The 18479-nt window shown below is 70.8% G+C and carries 18 protein-coding genes and 1 pseudogene; 5 read left to right on the top strand and 14 right to left on the bottom strand.

The annotated features are described in order from the left end of the window. Positions 1 to 60: 60 nt before the first annotated feature. Positions 61 to 446 (top strand): annotated as a pseudogene (locus ACZ5WE_RS24190) (MarR family winged helix-turn-helix transcriptional regulator); the annotation flags it as partial. 2 nt (positions 447 to 448) lie between these two features. Here ACZ5WE_RS24190 and ACZ5WE_RS24185 read toward each other — a convergent pair. Next, positions 449 to 1030, bottom strand: a complete 582-nt coding sequence (locus tag ACZ5WE_RS24185) for a CGNR zinc finger domain-containing protein (protein ID WP_467692089.1) — start codon at positions 1028 to 1030, stop codon at positions 449 to 451. 90 nt (positions 1031 to 1120) lie between these two features. Here ACZ5WE_RS24185 and ACZ5WE_RS24180 point away from each other — a divergent pair, with 90 nt between their 5' ends. Beyond that, positions 1121 to 2302, top strand: a complete 1182-nt coding sequence (locus tag ACZ5WE_RS24180; protein ID WP_467692087.1) for an epoxide hydrolase family protein — start codon at positions 1121 to 1123, stop codon at positions 2300 to 2302. 175 nt (positions 2303 to 2477) lie between these two features. Here the strand turns inward: ACZ5WE_RS24180 and ACZ5WE_RS24175 are convergent, their stop codons facing one another. Next, positions 2478 to 3401: a ScbA/BarX family gamma-butyrolactone biosynthesis protein gene (locus tag ACZ5WE_RS24175; protein WP_467692085.1), complete on the bottom strand. Its 924-nt coding sequence runs from the start codon at positions 3399 to 3401 to the stop codon at positions 2478 to 2480. A gap of 123 nt (positions 3402 to 3524) precedes the next feature. On the opposite strand from ACZ5WE_RS24175, the gene ACZ5WE_RS24170 reads away from it, so the two are divergent. The 3 genes from ACZ5WE_RS24170 (at position 3525) to ACZ5WE_RS24160 (ending at position 5974) form a co-directional block, all read left to right on the top strand. Continuing rightward, positions 3525 to 4154, top strand: a complete 630-nt coding sequence (locus ACZ5WE_RS24170) for a ScbR family autoregulator-binding transcription factor (protein ID WP_467692340.1) — start codon at positions 3525 to 3527, stop codon at positions 4152 to 4154. Next, a complete protein-coding gene (locus tag ACZ5WE_RS24165) occupies positions 4151 to 5023 on the top strand; it encodes an NAD(P)H-binding protein (RefSeq protein WP_467692083.1) in 873 nt (290 codons plus the stop codon). Before ACZ5WE_RS24170 ends, ACZ5WE_RS24165 begins: the two co-directional genes overlap by 4 nt. 180 nt (positions 5024 to 5203) lie before the next feature. Beyond that, positions 5204 to 5974, top strand: coding sequence for an SDR family NAD(P)-dependent oxidoreductase (locus ACZ5WE_RS24160; protein ID WP_467692081.1), 771 nt, complete (start codon positions 5204 to 5206; stop codon positions 5972 to 5974). 99 nt (positions 5975 to 6073) lie between these two features. On the opposite strand, the gene ACZ5WE_RS24155 is transcribed toward ACZ5WE_RS24160, so the two are convergent. From ACZ5WE_RS24155 to ACZ5WE_RS24100, 12 genes are all read right to left on the bottom strand, one after another. Next, a complete protein-coding gene (locus ACZ5WE_RS24155) occupies positions 6074 to 6703 on the bottom strand; it encodes a TetR family transcriptional regulator (RefSeq protein WP_467692079.1) in 630 nt (209 codons plus the stop codon). A gap of 455 nt (positions 6704 to 7158) precedes the next feature. Continuing rightward, positions 7159 to 7941, bottom strand: coding sequence for an SDR family oxidoreductase (locus ACZ5WE_RS24150; protein WP_467692077.1), 783 nt, complete (start codon positions 7939 to 7941; stop codon positions 7159 to 7161). A gap of 73 nt (positions 7942 to 8014) precedes the next feature. After that, positions 8015 to 9355 carry a cytochrome P450 gene (locus ACZ5WE_RS24145; RefSeq protein WP_467692075.1) on the bottom strand — a complete coding sequence of 447 codons (1341 nt, stop codon included), beginning with the start codon at positions 9353 to 9355 and terminating at the stop codon, positions 8015 to 8017. A gap of 43 nt (positions 9356 to 9398) precedes the next feature. Continuing rightward, positions 9399 to 10253 (bottom strand): class I SAM-dependent methyltransferase, encoded by an 855-nt coding sequence (locus ACZ5WE_RS24140; protein ID WP_467692074.1) that lies wholly within the window; start codon positions 10251 to 10253, stop codon positions 9399 to 9401. Beyond that, a complete protein-coding gene (locus tag ACZ5WE_RS24135; protein ID WP_467692072.1) occupies positions 10253 to 11080 on the bottom strand; it encodes an alpha/beta fold hydrolase in 828 nt (275 codons plus the stop codon). Before ACZ5WE_RS24135 ends, ACZ5WE_RS24140 begins: the two co-directional genes overlap by 1 nt. Further along, positions 11077 to 11733, bottom strand: coding sequence for a substrate-binding domain-containing protein (locus ACZ5WE_RS24130; RefSeq protein WP_467692070.1), 657 nt, complete (start codon positions 11731 to 11733; stop codon positions 11077 to 11079). Before ACZ5WE_RS24130 ends, ACZ5WE_RS24135 begins: the two co-directional genes overlap by 4 nt. Continuing rightward, positions 11726 to 12469 carry a DUF6182 family protein gene (locus tag ACZ5WE_RS24125; RefSeq protein WP_467692069.1) on the bottom strand — a complete coding sequence of 248 codons (744 nt, stop codon included), beginning with the start codon at positions 12467 to 12469 and terminating at the stop codon, positions 11726 to 11728. Before ACZ5WE_RS24125 ends, ACZ5WE_RS24130 begins: the two co-directional genes overlap by 8 nt. After that, a complete protein-coding gene (locus tag ACZ5WE_RS24120; RefSeq protein WP_467692067.1) occupies positions 12466 to 13623 on the bottom strand; it encodes a hypothetical protein in 1158 nt (385 codons plus the stop codon). Before ACZ5WE_RS24120 ends, ACZ5WE_RS24125 begins: the two co-directional genes overlap by 4 nt. Continuing rightward, complete coding sequence (locus ACZ5WE_RS24115; protein WP_467692065.1) at positions 13620 to 15065, bottom strand: FAD-dependent oxidoreductase; 1446 nt, start codon at positions 15063 to 15065, stop codon at positions 13620 to 13622. Before ACZ5WE_RS24115 ends, ACZ5WE_RS24120 begins: the two co-directional genes overlap by 4 nt. Position 15066: 1 nt before the next feature. Next, positions 15067 to 15924, bottom strand: coding sequence for a class I SAM-dependent methyltransferase (locus tag ACZ5WE_RS24110; RefSeq protein WP_467692064.1), 858 nt, complete (start codon positions 15922 to 15924; stop codon positions 15067 to 15069). A gap of 103 nt (positions 15925 to 16027) precedes the next feature. Beyond that, positions 16028 to 17713, bottom strand: coding sequence for a GH3 auxin-responsive promoter family protein (locus tag ACZ5WE_RS24105; protein WP_467692062.1), 1686 nt, complete (start codon positions 17711 to 17713; stop codon positions 16028 to 16030). Continuing rightward, the gene (locus tag ACZ5WE_RS24100) at positions 17700 to 18368 is read right to left on the bottom strand and encodes a dTMP kinase (protein WP_467692061.1); all 669 of its coding nucleotides are present in this window, start codon (positions 18366 to 18368) and stop codon (positions 17700 to 17702) included. Before ACZ5WE_RS24100 ends, ACZ5WE_RS24105 begins: the two co-directional genes overlap by 14 nt. Positions 18369 to 18479 lie beyond the last annotated feature (111 nt).

Genomic DNA, 18479 nt, shown 5'->3' with positions numbered 1-18479 from the left:
AGCTTCCTGACACAGGACACGGTATGTCAGGTTGCTGACACGCATCAAGGCGGGGTCGGCCTGGAGACGTCGCCGGGCTCCTGCTGAAGGAGGCGTCGAGTGCCCTCCGTGCAGCCATGGAGGAGGTGCTGCGGCCGCTGGGGATGAGCGTGACGCACTACTCCTGCCTCGAGCTGCTGGCTCAGCGACCGGGCCTGTCGAACTCCGAGCTCGCGCGGGGCGCGTTCGTGACGCGGCAGCCGATGAACGTGCTGCTCCAGGCCCTGGAACGAGACGGCTACGTGACCAGGCCCGCGGAGGCGGCCGTCGGGAAGGTCCTTCCCGCGCGGCTCACGCCTCGCGGCCGACGGAGTCTGGAGAAGGCGACCGTGGCGGCCCGGTCCGTCGAGGTCAGAATGCTGGCCGGCATGACCGAGGCCGAGCAGTCAGTCGCGTTCCGGACCCTGGACTACTCGGCCGAGCCCGGGTTCTCGTGCTTGTGGGCATGGAAGCGCGCCTTCTTCTGGCGATTCCCGCAGGTGTTCATGTCGCACCATCTGCGGGTGCGGCTTCGGCTGGTGTCGAAGAAGGCAGCTTGGCAGGTTGGCGATGCGCACAAGGCGAGTTTTCCGTCTCGTTCGCCCGTGATGATGCTGATCGCGTCGGCGGCGACAACGCCCAGGGCGTCCTCCACGGAGGAAGCCGAGCCGAGCCGCCATTGCCGCTTGCCCTCGGGCGTCAGGACAGCCGCGGCCCGACCTTGCGTGCTGCGGTCGTTGATGACCTGGACGGCCGCCGCGGGGAGAGGGAGAGGGTCTCGGCGCGCGGCCGCTGTCGCGGCGGCGTGAATCGATTCCCTCAGCTCCCAAGCGCGTTCGAGCTGCGCGGTGGTGCAGGACTCCACGGCGAGACCGCTCACCGTCAGCCAGTCGACGAGCCGGTTCGGCGTGGGAACGCGCTCCACAGCGTTGCCGCAACGCTCCGTCAGGGTCGCCGTGAAGCTGGTCGCCAGCACCTTACCGAGACGGAAGTCGGGAAACCGAGCACTCATGGAACCACCATAGCTGGTTGCACACCGGCATCGCGCCTGCTAGAACCGTCTTAGCCGGTTCCGCCGGTCCCACGATGGCCAGGAGGTCTCATGTGCCGCCCAACCAGCGACGTTCAAGTATTCGAAGCCCACGCGACCGACACCGACCTCGACGACCTGCGCGCGCGACTGGCGGCGGCACGGCTGCCGGAAGCTGAGACGGTCTACCGCGCCGCGCCCGACCCGCATCGATGGGAACAGGGCGTTCCTCTTGCCGACCTCGTGGACGTCGTGAACTACTGGCGCACCGGGTACAACTGGCGGTCGTTCGAAGCGCGCCTCAACCAGATCGGCCAGTTCCGCACGACCATTGACGATCTGGGGATCCACTTCCTGCACCGCCGATCCACCCGCGCGGACGCCACCCCTCTGCTCCTGACCCATGGATGGCCAGGCAGCGTCGCCGAGTTCACCCACGTAATCGAGGAACTGGCGGATCCGAAAGACGCGGACGCACCAGCGTTCCACGTCGTGGCCCCGTCGCTACCGGGCTTCGGTTACAGCGACAAGCCGGCCACCACCGGGTGGGGAACCGAAAAGATCGCGGCCGCCTGGGTGGAGCTGATGGGAAGGCTCGGCTACAGCAAGTTCGCGGCCCACGGCGGCGACTGGGGAGGTGTGATCACCACGATCCTCGGCGGCAGGTTCCCGGAGCACGTTCTCGGCATCCACACAACGGTCGCCCAGGCGCCGCCCGGGTTGACAACGGACGGGCTGACGGCGGCCGAGCGCCAATGGACTGCGGAAACCCGCGATTTCTGGCGCCACCGGGCGGCGTACGCGAAGCAGCAGGCGACCCGACCGCAGACCATCGGCTACTCGCTCGTCGACTCACCGGTCGGGCTTCTCGCCTGGATCCTTGACAAGTTCGCCGAGTGGACCGATACCGAGGACAGCCCGTTCGAGACGATCTCCATGGACAGCGTCCTCGACAACGTCACCCTGTACTGGCTGACCAGGACCGGCGCATCGTCGGCCCGCATCTACTACGAAAGCCACAACTCACTCGACCCCGAACTGCGCGTCGACGTCCCGTCAGCGATCAGTACGTACCCCCACGACATCGAGAAGTATCCGCGTGCCTGGGCACAGGAGCGGTTCCGGCAGGTCGTCCGATGGAGGACACCTGAAACGGGGGGACATTTCCCGTCGCTGGAGGTTCCCGAGTATTTCGTCAAGGATCTGCAAGAGGGCCTCGCGGCAGTGCTGGCCGCCGGCGGAAGCCGGTCATGACGTTGTTGACGCCGGCGTGGAGGCGTGAGGCCATGGACACCTGCTCCCCGACGGCAACTCGCCCGACGAGGCGGCGGCCGTACTGGCCCGAGGCCGCCGGACGCGTCGGTGCCGACGTCCGGCGGCCCGTCGGCGCGGCATCGGAGGGGGAGCCCCTCCCGCGCGCTGCCGCCGCTCAGCGCTCCGGCTGAGTCCGGAGCGTCACCGTGCAGGAGAACACCGGCAGTTCGCCCTGCTGGGCGTTGACCGTGATGGACATGTGGCCCTCGCTGTTCGGAGTGAGGGGCCCCGTCGTGATCAGGCAGGGCTGGTCGAACTCCACGTACCGGAAGAACGCCGTGTCGAAGGCGACCGGCGCCACCGTGTGCGGCATGGCCGAGGCCTGGGCCGCCTGGGCTGCGGCCTCCAGCAGGACCATGCCCGGGAGGTGGTCGTGCGGGTGGTCGAAGAGCACGCTGTGCGAGGTGTCCACGCGCAGCTGCCAGGTGTTCGGCTCGCTCGTGGGTGAAAGGACCACATTGCGCGCGTCGCTGCGGCCGACGTGGGATGCCGGCACGGGAGGGGTGAGCGGGATCGCCCGGGCGAAGGCGCTCGCGGCATCCGCGTAGTTGCCGCGCAGCCGGTCGTAGATGGCCGGGGGATGGGTGGTGTACTCCAGCGAGGCGGTGCCCAGCGGCCTGCCCGCGCGGCTGGCCTCCACCTGGGAGGCCAGCTGCACCGAGCCCAGCCGGCGTCGCTTGACCTGTGTGTGGACGATGAGCAGCTCCACCTCGGCCGGCTCCGCGTCCGTGCCGAGCGCATCGATGTCGATGGTGGACCGGAGCTGTTCCCAGCCCAGGCGATGGTTGAGGGGGATGTCGTGTGCGGCATGGGTCAGGAGCGCGAGCGCCTGGCGCAGCGTCTCCGTCACCAACAACGGGCTGTAGCTGTCGCCTTCGGTGTAGAAGCTGTGCCGGTGCGGCCAGCGCGCGGTGACGATCTGGGACACCTCGGAGACCGAGCGCCATCCGGTGACCAGGGCTTCATCCTGGATGGACTTGCGCACGAGCTTCTCGGTGGCTATCGAATCTGTCGCCGAGGTGGTGATGGTGAGCGTCATGACGAGTTCTCTCCCCTGGAACTGCATGTTGAACTAAGGCATGAGGAGGTACTGGGTCTCCCCGTACCTGCAGTAAGATAAAGAATAGTATTTTTCTTGTCGAAGCTGATCAGCGGGGTGCACATGGCGGTGCGAGCGGTGAAGCAGGAGAGGGCGGCGCGAACGCGGGCCGCCCTCATTCGTGCGGCGGCGGAGGTGTTCGGGGAGTACGGCTTCGCCGGCGCCAGCGTCTCGCGGATCGCGGACAGGGCGGGGCTGACCCTCGGGGCGGTGTACTTCCACTTCAAGTCCAAGGAGGAACTCGCGCGCGAGATCGTCGCGGCACAGCCCGGCCTCGTAGTGCCGCCGCAGGACTCGCACGGCCTGCAGCACGCCATCGACGTCACGCTGACGTGGGCGTACCAACTGCTCGAGGATCCCGTCCTGCAGGCCGGTGCCCGCCTGGTGATGGATCAGGAGAGCTTCGTGCCCAAGAGCGAGAACTCGCACCAGCAGTGGATGGGCATCCTCCTGCGCGACTTCCAGGACGCCCAGAAGCGGCGCGAGTTGAGGGCCGGGGCGGACGTGGAGGCGTATGCCCGCCTCATCGTGAGTGCTTGTACGGGGGCGCAGATGCACGCGCAGCTGGAGACCTCCCGCATCGACCTGCCCGAGCGGGTCGAGGAGGCCTGGCGGTGCCTGCTGCCCGCGATCGCGGCACCCGGCACGATCAAGAAGATGCAGTTCGGCAAGGAGCGAGGAGTGACGTCATGAAGCAGTGGGCGACAGAAGGCCCGAAGATCGTGGTGACCGGTGCCACGGGGGCGGTGGGCCGGCATGTCGCCCGCGGCCTCGGGGCGCGGGGCGGTGCCCGGCTGTTGGTACGGGACGCGGACAAGGCCGCCCGGTTGGAGCTGCCCGGCGAGATCGTCACGGGCGACTACGAGGACCTCGGGCGCCTGGAGGAGGTGCTGGCCGGGGCCGACGCGGTCTTCGTGGTGACCGCCAACCCGTTGCGGCCCAAGGACGACGAGAACATTCTGCGGGCCGCCCGCTCGCAGGGGGTGCGGCGGGCGGTGAAACTGTCCTGGACGGCCGTGGCGGACCCTGGCGCCGATGACCTGATCGCAGCCTGGAACCGCGAAAGCGAGGCCCTGCTGCGTGACTCGGGCCTCGACTGGACGGTGCTGCGCATGCGCTCGCCCATGAGCAACACGTTGTCCTGGGCACCCTCGATACGCGCGGAATCGGTTGTCAGGAGCCCCGGGGGCGATGCGCGTACCGCGTGCGTCGATCCGCGTGATGTGGCCGAGGTGGCAGTGCGGGCGCTCACCGGTCCCGGCCACGAGGCGAAGGCGTACGCACTGACGGGGCCGCAGCCCCTGACGCCGCGGGAGCAGACCGAGCAGCTCGCCGAGGTTCTTCGACGTCCCTTGCGATTCGAGGAACTGACGCTTGATCAGGCACTGGCGCGCTGGCGCGAGCGCCTGCCCGAGCCTCTCGCGTGGGCGCTCGCGGAAGCGGCAGGGCGACGTGCCGCCGATGCCTCGGCCGGCACCGAGGGCGACCTCGAGATGCTGCTGGGGCGGCCGGCCACCACCTATCGGAGGTGGGCCGCCGATCACGCCACGAGTTTCGTGTGACCGGCAGGGGCACCGACCTGCTTGCGGGGCGGTGTGGTCACGGTCTGCGCAGACCGCGTCTGCGCAGTACATGACCGCCCAGTACCTGAACGCGCAGTACATGACCGCGCAGTACATGACCGCGCCCAGTACCTGAACGCGCGGCACGTGAACGCGCCGCACCAGCACAGGAGTAACGCCATGGAAACGTCTCACGCGCCGCTGCACGCCAAGACGGTGATGATCACGGGGGCTTCCAGCGGCATCGGTGCCGCGGCGGCGCGGCTCTTCGCCGAACAGGGAGCGGCGGTGGGGCTCATGGCCCGCCGGGAGGGCAGGCTGCGCGAGCTCGCCGATGAGATCGCGGCGGCGGGCGGCCGGGCCCTGGTGACGGCGGGGGACGTGACCGAGCCGAAGGATGTCGAGCGGGCGGTTGCCACGCTGGTCGATGAGTTCGGAGGGCTGGACGCGGCGTTCAACAACGCCGGCTGGGGCTCCATAGGCACGCCGATCCACGAGACGGACGACGCGGTGTTCCAGCAGATCATGGACGTGAACGTGCGGGGCGTGTGGAACTGCCTCAAGCACCAGATCCCGGTGATGCTGCGGCAGGGGAGCGGCTCGGTCGTCAACACCTGCAGTACCGCGGGCGCGTTCGCGACCGGAGCCATCGCCCCTTACGTGGCGGCCAAGCACGCGGTGCTGGGGCTGACGAAGGCAGCCGCCGCCGAGTACGGCGTCCACGGCATACGCGTCAACGCCCTGATGGTGGGCGCCACTCGCACCGAGCTGATGGAGACGGCCATGGAGCAGGTGCCCCAGCTCGAACAGGCATCGGTGGCCCGGGCCATCCAGCACCGCCTCGCCGACCCGGTGGAGGTGGCCCGAGCGGCCGCCTGGCTCTGCGGCGACCAGGCGTCCTTCATCACGGGGGCCGCGGTGCCCGTCGACGGGGGGTGCAGCGCCGTGTGAGGAGGTGTCCGACGCCGGTCCGTCGAGTCCGCGTGGCTTGTTCGTGGGTGGGTCTGCGCTGTCCATGGGAGTCTGCGTTGCTCATGGGGACGCCCGCGTTCACGGTTCGTCGGCGGGGGGTGCGGCGATCGACTCCTCGCCGTCGGTGGGCGCGGGCAACCTCACCTCAGGGAGGGCCTGTCGCCAGATGCGGGTGAGCATGGTGACGTTGCTGCCCGGCGTCTCGGGGCAGCAACGATGGCAGAGGGTCGCTTCCACCCCGCAGACCAGGTGCACCGCCATTTCCGTGATCGCCGCCCGGTCCACTCCCGGCAGGCTCCCGGCCGGCGCGTCCCGCAGCCGAGCGCCGATCGTCGGCGCCCACAGGCACTGCCAGGCGGGCTGTCCCTCTGATCCCTCCCGGGCCAGGCGCGCGGCGGCCCGTACCGAGGGGTTGCGTTCCAGGAGTTCCACGAGTGCGAGCGTCAGTGACACCACGGACTGCAAGGGGGGTTCCTGGCGCGCGACCACATGATCGACGAGCACGCGGGTGGCGGCGGCGCCGTCTTCCCTGACGGCCGCCGCGAGTTCCCCCTTCGAGGCGAAGTGGAAGGTCAGTGCGCCCATCGAGATCTCTGCCGCCCGGGCTATTCGGGCGAGTGACGAACCGGAGTAGCCGAGTCGGTCGAACTCGCTCGCGGCCGCCCTCAACAGTGCGCGGCGAGTCCGGCCCGCCCTTTCCTGCTTCACTGTGACCCTTCCTGGAAGGTGTGCTCGTCCGCCTGTGCCGTTTCCTCGGACGGGAAGACCCCGTGGGGTGCCGGGGACGCCGCAGCGGAATGCCTTCCTCCACCGCGCACCTGCCCGCTTCGGGGCCGGGCGCGGTACGTCCGGGAAAAACATAGCAATCACTATTATTCTAGCTTGGTGGCAGGGCGGATCCAAACGCGGGCGCGCGTCCACCGCGTGCGGTGCCGGATGCCGTGTCGGGTCAACGGCGTGCTGGGGGGCCGGGGTTGGCCGGGCGGCCCGGATCGCCGGGCCGTGCCGGGGCCGCCATCGCTGGCAGAACCACTGACATAGCGACTGGCAGAGCCACAGAGGCACTGACAGAGCCACTGACAGAGGCCACGCCCGTGGACGTGGCCTCTGCCAGTGGCTCTGTCGGCGATCACCTCTGTCGGTGGTCGGTATGTCCGGACCCGTTACAGCGCCTTGATCGCTCCGCCGTCGATGACGTAGTCGGCGCCCGTGATGCTGCCCGCGAGATCGGAGAGCAGGAACACGATCAGGGCCGCGACCTCGTCGGCCTCGATCATGCGGCCCGTGGTGATGCCGAAGGTCCCCGGTATGCCCTGGAGGAAGGAGGTGTGCTCGGCGCCGGCTTCGGCTGCGACCTGTTGGCCGTAGCCGTCGGGGGCCTCCCAGATGGAGGTGCGGACCACTCCCGGGGAGACGGTGTTGACCCGCACGCCCTGAGGGCCGAACTCCTCGGCCATGGCCTTCCCTGTCGCGGTGAGCGCCGCCTTGGCCGCGCTGTAGGCGACCGGGCTGCCGCCGGGCTGCCGGGCGGAGACGGACGAGATGTTGACCATCGCGCCGCGGCGCTCGATCAGGCTGGGCAGCGCGGCCCGGGCGGCCCGCACTGTGCTGAGCAGGTTCAGGTCCATGTTGCGCAGCCATTGCGCGTCGTCGGTGTCGAGGAATCCGGCGGCGCGGAGGTCGTCGCCGGCTCCGACGTTGTTCACCAGCAGGTCGATGCCGCGCAGCTCCGCGAGGGCGGCTGTCATGAGCGTGGTGACGCCTTCGGCGGTGCTCAGATCGGCCGATACCGTGAGCGCCCCGGTCTCCTTCAGCTCGGGCGTGATGGTGCGGGCGGCACCCACGACGCGGACGCCTTCCGCGACGAGCCTTCGGACGGTGGCCAGGCCGATGCCCCGGCTTGCGCCGGTGACTACGGCCGTCTTGGAGGTGAGGTTGAGGTTCATGGTGCTCCGGATCTCGAACGGCGTGTGAAAGGACGGGTGTTGGGGGGCAGGGGTGCGGGGGCGTGTCCCCGGTTCAGGTGCGCGGAGTCACCATCAGCGGGAGGCTGCTCGGATGCGGCAAGGAGCTGTTCGACTCCGTGATCCGCCCGGTGCCCGGTTGGATCCGAAGCTGCCAGTGGGTGACGAGACTGGCAAGAGCCACCGTCATCGTGGTCTCGGCGAGGTGCTCTCCGACGCACCGGTGCGGTCCCGTGCCCCACGGGAAGTAGGCACCGCGCGGCAGATCCTGGCCGGCCGGGGAATCGCTCCGCTCGGGGTCGAAGCGGCGTGGATGGGCATACGTGGCAGGGTTGCGGTGCATGGCACGCGGGCTGTACCCGATCTCGGAGCCCGCGCGGACGAGGGTCCCGCCGAGCTCGATGTCGTGCCGGGCACGCCGGGTGAACAGCATGGGCGCGTGCAGCCGCAGCGTTTCGTCGACGACCTTGCGGGTGTACGAGAGGTCCTTGAGGCGGTCGTAGTCGAGCGGCCCTCCGTCCAGGACGGCCGAGGCCTCTGCGTGTATCCGCTGCTGGACTTCGGGCCGGACAGTCGTCTCGAACACGGCCCAGGTCAGCGAGGTGCTGGTGGTTTCCAGGGCCGCGAAGAGCATCATCAGGAACTCGCTGCGGACCTGCTCGTCGGTGTACGGCAGGCCCGTCAGCGGGTGCGTCGACTTCAGCAGCACAGCCAGGACGTCGTGAGCGGCCACCGGGTGGGTGCGGCGGTCCTGGATCAGTGTGTCGACGATGGCGTGGAAGCGCCGGACGGCCGCGTTGAACCGGCGGTTTCCCGGTGTGGGCAGGGACATCAGGAAATCGGGGAGCACGGTCCTGGGGATCAGTCTGCGGGCGATCATGAAGAGGGTCCGCCGGATGTCGCGTACGACGTCATCACTCAGGTCGGCGCTGAACAGGGCACGCAGCACGACGGCCGCGACAAGATCCGACAGCGCCTCGTCCGCGGCGACGGGTCTGCCGGGCCGCCAGGACGAGAACCGCCGGTCGGCTTCCTCGACGATGTCCTGAGTGTGGGAGCGGACGCCGCGCCGGCTGAAGGCGGGTTTGACGACCCGCCGCTGGTGGCTGTGAGCCACGCCGTTCGAGGCGATCAGCGGATTGCCGAAGTGGCCGGCGAGGCCCTCGAAGAAGCGGCCCCGCTCGAAGGCATCGGTGTCCACCTGGATGCGGTGGACGAGAGCCGGGGCGTTGGCCAGGTAAAGGTGGAAAGGACCGAAGCCGACGCGTACCAGTGGGTCGTCGGTGCGGGTGGACTCGAAGAAGGACAGCGGTCTGCGCAGCAGGGCGGGCGCGTGTCCGAGGAGGGGGGCCCTGCCCGGAGCGGGCGGGCAGGGCGATGGTGCGGTGCTCGGCATGGGGGGCTCGGCTCCTCGGCGGAGGTCGGGGCGAGGCTCGTCGTCAGCGGTGGTCGCCGGACACGGTACCGACGGCCAGTGTGTTGCCCTCGCTGATGTAACCGTCGGGGGAGTTCAGCGGGTGGTCGGGCGCGTCGGGATCGGTGAACCGCTGCCACTCCTCGCTCAGGCCGAGTGTCAGGGCCTGCCCGGCGAGCTGGGCGCAGGCGGCGGTGTAGAACTCCGTCGCGGCGGGGGTCAGCGGCGAGTGGTGCTCGATCAGGACGGTACGTTGACGCACTTCGGTCAGTCCGGCCCGTTTGAGGTGGCGGTACAGCTCCCGGGTGCGCAGGAGTTGGCGGGCGTAGCCCGGTGCGGCGCCCGCGGCGCGGAAGAAGTCGCCGAACAGATAGGGGTCGGCGGGCCGTGCGGTGATCAGGTGGGCGTCGAGGTCCTTGACGGCCACGGTGCCGCCCGGGCGTACCACACGAGTGAACTCGGCCAGTGCGGCGGCCAGTTCGTCGTCGTCGAGGTACTGCACGGTGTTGGAGCACCACACGGAGTCGAAGGAGTCGTCAGGGTAGGGCAGTTCGAGCAGGCTCGCCCGGCGCACCTCGACGGGGCAGGGCAGTTTCCACTCCCCGACGCGCCGTGCGGCGAGCGCGACGTTCTCCTCGGCGAGGTCGATGGCGGTGACCCTGCCGCTCGCGCCCACGAGGGAGCCCAGGTGCGGTAGGAAGTCGCCAGGCCCGCAGCCGGCGTCGAGCACGTGCTGTCCCGGTTCGATGCCCGCTCGGTCGAGGAGGTCGAGGTAGGGATGTTCGCAGGCGCGGAAGTGGGTGTCGACCACGGAGTGGTGGGTGAAGCCGAGGCCGGTCGACGTGGTGTAGCCCCAGTCCTTGTGGTCTTCGGTCAGCATCAGAGGTCTCTGCTTCCGGTGTTGGCGTCGACGGGTGCCGCGGCGCGGTCGTCATCCGTGGTGGTGATCTCGGAGAGGAGGCGGCTCAGGGCCGCGGTGACCGCCTCGGGCGCTTCCAGGGGCTGCAGGTGTCCCGCGTCCGCAACCGTGACCAGCCGCCCATGCGGCAGGGCGTCGGTTACGTGCTGGGACTCCTCGGCGGTGACCAGTTCGTCCTCGGCCCCGGCGATCACCGTGGCCGGTATCCGGGCGGCGCGCAGCACGTCGGTGGAGTCGGGGCGCACGGCGATGGCCCGTTGGGCCCAGGCCAGGGCGGCCGGGTCGGCAGCGCGGGCGTCGGCCAGGACGCGGGCCAGGAGCTCGGGGCTGCGCCGCCGGGTCGTGGCGCCGAGCAGTGCGGGTGTGACGCGCTCCACCACGGCAGGGCCGGTCTTCCCGTCCTGGACGACATGGGCGAACTGCAGGCGCTGGGCGGCGGCTTCGGGGCTGTCGGGAGTGGCTCGCGCGGACAGCAGGGCGAGTCCCGCGACCCGGTCGGGGAAGCGCCGCAGGAACGCCATCGCCGCGTATCCGCCCATGGACGATCCGGCCAGGGCGGCCCGCTCGATGCCGTGCTCGTCGAGGGTGCGGGCCAGGTCGTCGGCCACGGTGTCGAGGGACGGCGGCGCGTCGCCGAGCGGCGTGGTGCCGAATCCGCGCTGATCGGGGGTGAGGACCCGATGGCCGAGCGCGCGCAGGGCACCCGCCTGGGCCTCCCACATCGTGGCGTGCAGCGACAGGGCGTGCAGCAGCACTATGGGTACGGGGGGCGCCGCCGGGGCGGTCATCGGGAGGCCTCCGCTTCCGCTGTGGTGATGAACTCCCTTATGTGTTCCGGAAGTTCACGGCCGCGGCGCCAGGCCACGGTCACCGGGGCGGGCGGCAGGTCGTGAATGGGCACCACGCGGATGCTCGGCGGCGCGATGTCGGCGAGCGACAGGAGCGATATGTGCACCGCCTCGCCCCTTGCCACCATGCCCATCATCTCGGGGATGGCGGAGACCAGGCGGTTGCGGCGGATGAGGCGTCCTGCCGGGGTGCGCGGCGGTACGACCTCGTCCCACACGTACGCGGGGAAGGTGCCCGGCCGGGCGAAGGTGTCGTGGTCGGCGAGTTCCTCGATGGAGACCGAATCGCGGGCGGCGAGCGGATGCCCCGCGCCGACGACGACCGCGCGGGCGTCCTCGGCGAGCACCCGGCTGGTGACCAGGTCGGGCTCTCTGAGGCCGAACTTGATGATCATCAGATCCAGTTCGTCCGCTCGTATGCCGCTGAACGGGTCGGCGACGTCGTACTCGCTGAGGCGCACGTCGGCCTCGTCCCAGCCGGCAAGGCCGATGATGTGGGACGCCACCGCGGCGGAGCCGTGATAGCCGAACCGGATGACCCGGGCGTCGGTGGCGGTCGGGGCCGGGTGCGTGGTCGCGGTCGCTTCAGGCAAGGAGTGCCTCCTCGGTGAGTCCGGCGGCGGCCTTCAGCCGGCCGGGGAGCTGGTGGTCGGTGACGGCGCGCACGCGGGCCAGGCGTGCCTGTACCCCGGACATGCGCGGTAATTGACGCAGCGTCAGTTGATCCCCGGGGGTGATGACCCCGTCCAGGACCGCCTCGACGAGCACATGATTGACGTGAACGACCGCTTCGGAGACGGTGCAGTCGGCGGTGGCGACGTACAGCTCGCGGTACCCGCCGCGACGGGCGCCCGCCGGGGGCTCGCCGGGGATCTCGATGACGGTGTCCGGTCGGTCCGGCAGGGCGGCCCGGCCGTCGAAGAGCTTGAGGAGCCGGCGCAGTCCGGCCGTCTCCGCGGCCGGCCCCGGCGCGGCCCACGCCGCCGAGAGATCGGGGGCGACGTGCGCGAAGGTGAACCGTTCGCGCAGGTGCGCGGGGTTGCCCGCGAGGAACACGGTACGGGTGAACGACGAGCGCCAGGCGGCCGCACGCTCGGGCCCCACGCTCAGGGCGAACACGCAGGTTTCGCGGGCCCATTGGGCGAGGTCGAAGCTGCGCAGCACCACGGCGGCCAGGGTGCCCGCGTCGGCGTCCTCCGCGGCGATGGCGTGCTGGGCCGCCACGAGGCCGTCGTAGCTGTCCATGTCGTGCCGCGCGGCGAGGTCGGGCCGTGCCGCACGGATGCGTGCGGCGGCCCCCTCGCGCAGGCCCTGTTGGGTCAAGGTCATGAGAACACCGTCGTCAGGAGGTCTGATGCGGGGGCGGCGCGGCGCTTGCCGAGCAGGCCGGAGGTCAGCCGGTAGGGATCGACGTACACGTGGTCCTTGCGGTGGCGCGCGAGATGCTCGTCGAGCGGGCGCGGCGCATCGTGCCGGGCTGAGGCCAGGAGCTGCCCGGCGCGCTTGATGCTCTGGTGCAGCAGGTCGGCGCGGAAGGACTGCTGTCGGCCGGGCCCGAGCATGGCGATGAAGTACAGCCGCATGCCCAGACGGACGGCGGCCGGGTCGTGCTCGCCGCGCACGGCCCGCAGAAGCGCGTCCGCGTGCACGTCCCGCCAGCCGCCCTGGCGTGCCGAGAGGATCTGACCGTCGATGGGGACGCGGCCAAGACTCACTCGCCGCACGCTGGGCCCCAGTGCCGTGAGCACCCGATCCAGCTGTTGGTAGTCGGGGTCGAGGTCGCTGTCGTAGAGCAGCACCACTTCGTCGAAGTCCGGTGCCATGGGCAGGAGTTCGCGCAGCGCGCAGGCCAGGTAGTTGGCACGCCCGTCGGCCGTGACCAGCTGCCGCAGCGGCAGCCCGAAGCGGGTGAGGTCCAGGTAGACCGGGCCGCCGACCTCGCGCTGGTCCAGGCACATGCCGAGACCGGCCAGGCGGTGCAGGGCGGCGTCGAGAGTGAGACCGGGCGGCTGGTGGCGCAGCAGGCCGGGGTCGTGCAGGCCCAGCGCGGCGTAGTGCTCGCTCCACAGTTGCAGGACGCGGGCGCTCGCGGGGTGCACCCAGCCGTGCTCGACCGCGTCGGCGTAGGGCCGCAGGGCCCGGGCCGACACGCGTGGTGCCGCGCGGAAGCCGACGTACAGTTCGCCGATGCCTTCCTCGGTGAGGTCGGCGTAGTCGGTGTCGCCGCGCGTGCGGTCGAGGAACTCCCAGAACCCCAGGGTCTGTTCGGTGGGGTGGTAGGTGGTGTGGCTGTAGCGCAAGGTGACGTCGGCCAGCGGCCGGGTGGCCCGGTACATCACGTCCGTCCACAGGAGCCCCTTGAGATGGCTGGGGGTCAGTGGCTTGGAAGGCGTGATGGTGATCGGTGCGAGCAGGACCCGGCGGCGGTCCGAGGGCGATGCCCTCGGGTGCGGTCTCGGCTGCTCCAGGGGGAGGGCCGTCATACGAGAGCCCCCTCGGCCGCCATGACCGCGCGGACGAGCTCGTCCCGGTCGGGTCCCTCGGGCCGGGGCTCGGCGGGCGGCCTCGCCTGCCGGACACGGGCGAGGAACGTCTCGTCGCCGAGCACCTCGGCGGGGGTGCTGAGTGACATCAGGATGCGGGTCAGCCCTCGCCACACCGTGCCGTCGGTGCGCGCCGCGGCCGCTATAGCCGCGAAACCGGGCAGGCCGTCCTGGGACCGGACCGGCGCGGGAGCGGGCGTGCCGTCGATGGCGGCCCGCCAGTTGGCGATGCGCAGCCGGTCGGACGCGGCGGACTGCTCGTACCAGGGCTGGAACAGCTGCTGCGTCATCCGTGCCACCGCCTCGCGCTGCGCGATGTCGACGTCCGGCTGCCCGTCGATCAGGTCGGCGAGCCGGAAGGCGTGTTCGAGGGCGAGCGACATGCCGCGGCCGAACAGCGGGTTGGTGATGCAGGCCGCGTCGCCCACCGGGAACAGCCCGGCGACCGGCACCTGTTGCGTACTCGCTGTGCCCCACAGGGTGTTGGCGGGGCTGGTGATCACACGGACCGGCGAGATCGGCGCGCTGACACTGCTCTCCAGCCAGGGGGTGAGACCCGGGGTGGCGCGCGCTGCCGCGGTGAACCCGGCTCGGCTGCGCAGCCCGTGCAGTGCCCGGTCGCCGGGCAGGGTGGCCAGGGCGATGGAGAAGGTGTCGTTGTCGCCGGGGTGCAGGACTCCGGCGTAGTGGCCGAAGATGTCGCCGACGGCGTTGCCGCGGTTGATCGGGCCCGGCAGGGTGCTGGTCCTGAGCTGGTAGAAGCGGGTGTACCCGGTGAGCCCCGACGGGCTCGTGCGGTCTGCGGCGACCGGCAGGCCCGCGTCGCTCAGCCACGTGCGCGACAGCGCGCGGCGTCCCGTCGCGTCCACCACGATATCGGCGGGGATGCGCGTGCCGTCGCCGGTGACGACGGCACGCACCCGCCGTGCGGACCGGTCGAGTTCGATGCCGCCGACGGTGGTGTCGTGCCGGACGGTGACGCCGGGCCGCTCGCTGACCGTCCGGTGGAGCATCAGCTCCAGGCTGGCGCGGCGGCACCCGAGTGCTACCAGTTCCTCGTCACCGGGCTCGCGTGCGGCGTCGGTGGCGCCCGCGGGCAGGGCGTCGGTGAGGTCGAGGGTGGGGGCGCCCGCGACTCGAGCCGCGGCGAGCACCTGCGGGGCCTGTTCGCGCAGCACTCGCACACCGAGCGAGGTGAGGGTGTGCGAGTGCAGCCCCTGCGGCACGGTCGGCCGCTTCCACCAGGAGACGGCCTCGGCGATGGACCACTGGGGAGGCTTCGGCGCCCGTTCCAGGACCAGGACGCGATAGCCGATGCCGGACAGCGCCAGCGCACTGGCGAGTCCGGCGATGCTGCCACCGACGACTATGGCTGACGGCATGTCAGCGCCGCCGTCCGTGGACGAAGAAGACCCGCCGCACGTCGTTCACCTCGCGCGAGGGCACCGGGTCCGGCCAGCGCCCGAAGTCCGCGCCCTCCTCCCCGGGCTGGGGTGCCCGCACAGTGAAGCCATAGCGGTCGAAAAGGGCCTCCGGTTCGTCCGTGCCGAACAGCCAGGGGCAGCCCCACCTCTCGAACACATCCAGCAGCCCCCGCATCTGAGGCAGCGTCAGGGCAGCGGCGTTGACGATGTCGGCGGCGATGCGGCTGCCGGGCGCGGAGATCGCGGCGACCCGCTCCAGGATGCGGTGGGTGTCCGGCTCGGGGATGTAGTAGAGCAGCCCTTCCAGCAGCCATGTGGAGGGGACGGTGGGGTCGTACCCCGCCGCCCGCAGATCGTCCTCCCAGGAGGGGGAGGTGAGGTCGACGGCGACCTTGCGATGGTCCGTGCGCGGCTCGACGTCGGGCAGCCGCTCCTCCTTGTAGGCGAGGACGGCGGGGCGATCGACCTCGAACCACCGCACGCGGGAAGGCCAGTTGAGCCGGTAGGCGCGCGAGTCCATGCCGGCCGGGGCGAGCACGATCTGGGTGGTCTGCTCGTCGGCCGCCGCCTCCTGCAGGTAGTCGTCGAAGAACCTGGTGCGGATGGCGTTGTAGTCGGGGGTGCTCGGCAGGGTCCGTGCGAGGCCCGGCGGGAAGGTGGCCGCACGGACCTCCGCGAGCAGTTCGGGGCCGATGTCCCCCGCGAGCGCCGCGGCGTACGGGTCCTCGTACAGCCGGTCAGGGCGCTTGGTCTCGGCGGCACGCAGAGCGGCGGTGAGGAGCGCGGTGCGTTCGACGGCGTCCAGTGATGCGGTCATTGCAGTCCTTGTTCTCTCGTGCGAGGAGGCCCGCGAGCGGTGCCTCAAGTACCCGTCTGTGGCGGGGTGTTCGCGGGTCGGGGTCGAGGAGGCGGCAGCGCACTCAGCTGCGGGCGGGTTCCGTGAGCCGGGCCCACTGCTGTGGGTCCTGCCGGAAGAGCCGGTCCTTGACCTGGGTGGGGCGGATGCCGCCGGCTACCTGCTGCTGCCAGTCGCGCAGGAACGCGTCGGGGTCGAGCAGGAGCAGTGACGGAGCGGCGAGCCGGTTCGTGGTGCGCGCCGCGTGGTAGCCGGCCGACTCGCGCCGCAGTGCCTGGTCGAGCCGGTCGGTGAAGCGGGCCGACTCGTCCTGGCTCCACGGTGTCGTCGCCGATACCGCGAACTCGTACGCCGCGGTCCGTCGCGGGTCCGTCGCCACCCGGCAGGCGGCGTTGCGCAGGTCGAGGCCCGTGGCGTCGAGGGCGCTCTGCAGGGCCCGGATGACCTGGGCGTCGCGCAGCCGCTCCCCGGCGTGGTCGGAGCGGTTGTTGCCGCGGCCGGTGTACTCGACGCGGGGTACGCCTTCTTGATGGTCGACGACCCGTACGACGTCACCGACGGCGTACCGGTAGAGCCCGCCGACGTGGCTGAACACGACGTGGTAGTCGCGGCCCGGCTCCAGCTCGTCGGGCCGCAGCGTGGCGGTGTCGGGCCCGAGGTCCTGATCGGCGTCGGCGAACTCGTGCACCGCGGCCGAGACGACGAGGCTGCCCGCCGTGCGGTGCCGGTCGAGAGCCACGCCCACCGGCCCCTCGGAGGCGGCGACGGGCGCTGGGAGCGCTGTCACGCCGGGACCGAACTCCTCGCGCAGCCGCGGGAGATAAAGCGATGCGAGCCCCGTGGTCCAGCAGAACAGGGCGCGCATGTTCGGCCAGATGTGCGCGGGGCGAACGGTGCCGTGGCGCTCTGCGAGGCGCTCGAGATCAGTTGCCCGCTCGGGGTTGGGGGAGCCGCACGGCACTCCGCCCAGGGTGCCGTCGCGTACCTCCTTGACGATGCGGGGCAACCACTGGCGCAGCTGATAGGGCAGCGCCGCCACCATCGCGGGGTTGATGCCGATGACACAGCGCACATCGCTTTCCACCGCGAGGCGCAGCCGCAGGTACATCTTCTCCAGGTGCTCGTCGGCCGCGACCGGGACGGGGAGCGTTGCCCAGGGGGCTCCGGTGCCGGGCTCCGCGGAGAGCGGCTCGCCGAAGGCCGAGCCGAAGTCGACCTGGCTCGCGCCGACATGCGGCCGCCCGGACGCGGTGGTCGGCGGGGCGGAGAGCGGGTCGTGCTTGAGGTTGAGCACGGCGCCCGGGTGGCTCAGAACGTCCGGGAAGTGCTCGATCAGGGGCGCCCACGCGGCGTAGTAGAAGGGGAAGAAGGTGGTGCGCATGAAGCGGGGCGTCACCGGGATCTTCTTGTGTCCGCCGGTGCTGCCACTGCTGGTGAAGAAGACGGCGGGCCGGTCGGCGGTCAGGACGCCGGGCTCACCGCCCGCGGCGCGTTCGATCCATGGTTCCAGGTCCGTGTAGGTCTGGACCGGCACGGCCTTGCGGAAGTCGTCCAAGGTGCGGATGCGGTCGAAGCCGTGCTGCTTTCCGTACTCCGTACCGGAGTTGAAGTCGAGAAGGTCGCGCAGCACGCGCTCCTGGTGGCCCGCCGCGTCGACGAAGGTGTCCCGCAGCCCCTGGCGTTCGGCGAACACGCGGGCGCGGTAGCGGCGCAGCCGGTCGGGATCCGTCCATGACTCAGCCGAACTCATGGGTGAGCACCTCTCGTATCGCCGCCGCGGTGTCCTCCGGGCGGTCGTGTTCCTCGATCACGGTCACGGGCAGGGACTGGATCTCGTCCCGCATCGTCTTGGCGAGGTCGGTCTGATAGCGGCGAAAGCCGTCCCACTCGGGCCGCGGGCCGTAGTGCTCGAGCAGGTTGAGGTCGAGACCCATGCGGCTGCGCCGCCACGCCGTCTCGGGCGCCACGTCGAGGTAGACCACACGGCGCGGCTGGGGGAAGCTGCGCCACCACGCGAACAGCTGGCTGTCCGGGGCCCCCGCGAGACGGCACTTCGCCAGGAACTTGTAGTAGTAGGAGTCGACGACCACGGGCCCTCCCGATGCCTCCTCGCGCAGCAGCTGGTCCCGCAGATGGACGACAGCGGTCTGCACCAGGGTGGAGAGGAACTCCGGGGACCAGGCCTCCGGGTGGGGCGCGACGTCCTTGACGACGTTCCTGCGCAGCCGGCCGATCAGGGTGTGCTCGGGGGCGAGGCGGGCGTCGTCGACGGACAGCAACCGCCACTGGGGCGCGGACCGGCCGAGGTGGTCGAGGGCGGTCGACTTGCCCGCCTGGTCGGGGCCGAGCACGACGCAGAAGGGCGGATGCCCGGCGCTCGGCACGGTGTGGGCATGAGGGGTCACGGTGATGTCGCTCCCTGGGCCGGGGTGGTTCGTGGCTCGCTCGGGCTGCCGCGCTGCCGGCCGGAGCACATGGATCGAGCGTGGACAACGAAGGTACGAATTACCGGATTG

This window comes from Streptomyces sp. NPDC033180 (assembly GCF_055577645.1).
The sequence above is the reverse complement of the archived record's forward strand: the minus strand, read 5'-3'. Positions and strand labels throughout refer to the sequence as shown.

Bases quoted from the DNA above. Each gene is read 5' to 3' on its own strand.
- ACZ5WE_RS24185 (WP_467692089.1), bottom strand. From the start codon at position 1,030: ATGAGTGCTCGGTTTCCCGACTTCCGTCTCGGTAAGGTGCTGGCGACC.
- ACZ5WE_RS24180 (WP_467692087.1), top strand. From the start codon at position 1,121: ATGTGCCGCCCAACCAGCGACGTTCAAGTATTCGAAGCCCACGCGACC.
- ACZ5WE_RS24175 (WP_467692085.1), bottom strand. From the start codon at position 3,401: ATGACGCTCACCATCACCACCTCGGCGACAGATTCGATAGCCACCGAG.
- ACZ5WE_RS24170 (WP_467692340.1), top strand. From the start codon at position 3,525: ATGGCGGTGCGAGCGGTGAAGCAGGAGAGGGCGGCGCGAACGCGGGCC.
- ACZ5WE_RS24165 (WP_467692083.1), top strand. From the start codon at position 4,151: ATGAAGCAGTGGGCGACAGAAGGCCCGAAGATCGTGGTGACCGGTGCC.
- ACZ5WE_RS24160 (WP_467692081.1), top strand. From the start codon at position 5,204: ATGGAAACGTCTCACGCGCCGCTGCACGCCAAGACGGTGATGATCACG.
- ACZ5WE_RS24150 (WP_467692077.1), bottom strand. From the start codon at position 7,941: ATGAACCTCAACCTCACCTCCAAGACGGCCGTAGTCACCGGCGCAAGC.
- ACZ5WE_RS24145 (WP_467692075.1), bottom strand. From the start codon at position 9,355: ATGCCGAGCACCGCACCATCGCCCTGCCCGCCCGCTCCGGGCAGGGCC.
- ACZ5WE_RS24140 (WP_467692074.1), bottom strand. From the start codon at position 10,253: ATGCTGACCGAAGACCACAAGGACTGGGGCTACACCACGTCGACCGGC.
- ACZ5WE_RS24135 (WP_467692072.1), bottom strand. From the start codon at position 11,080: ATGACCGCCCCGGCGGCGCCCCCCGTACCCATAGTGCTGCTGCACGCC.
- ACZ5WE_RS24125 (WP_467692069.1), bottom strand. From the start codon at position 12,469: ATGACCTTGACCCAACAGGGCCTGCGCGAGGGGGCCGCCGCACGCATC.
- ACZ5WE_RS24120 (WP_467692067.1), bottom strand. From the start codon at position 13,623: ATGACGGCCCTCCCCCTGGAGCAGCCGAGACCGCACCCGAGGGCATCG.
- ACZ5WE_RS24115 (WP_467692065.1), bottom strand. From the start codon at position 15,065: ATGCCGTCAGCCATAGTCGTCGGTGGCAGCATCGCCGGACTCGCCAGT.
- ACZ5WE_RS24110 (WP_467692064.1), bottom strand. From the start codon at position 15,924: ATGACCGCATCACTGGACGCCGTCGAACGCACCGCGCTCCTCACCGCC.
- ACZ5WE_RS24105 (WP_467692062.1), bottom strand. From the start codon at position 17,713: ATGAGTTCGGCTGAGTCATGGACGGATCCCGACCGGCTGCGCCGCTAC.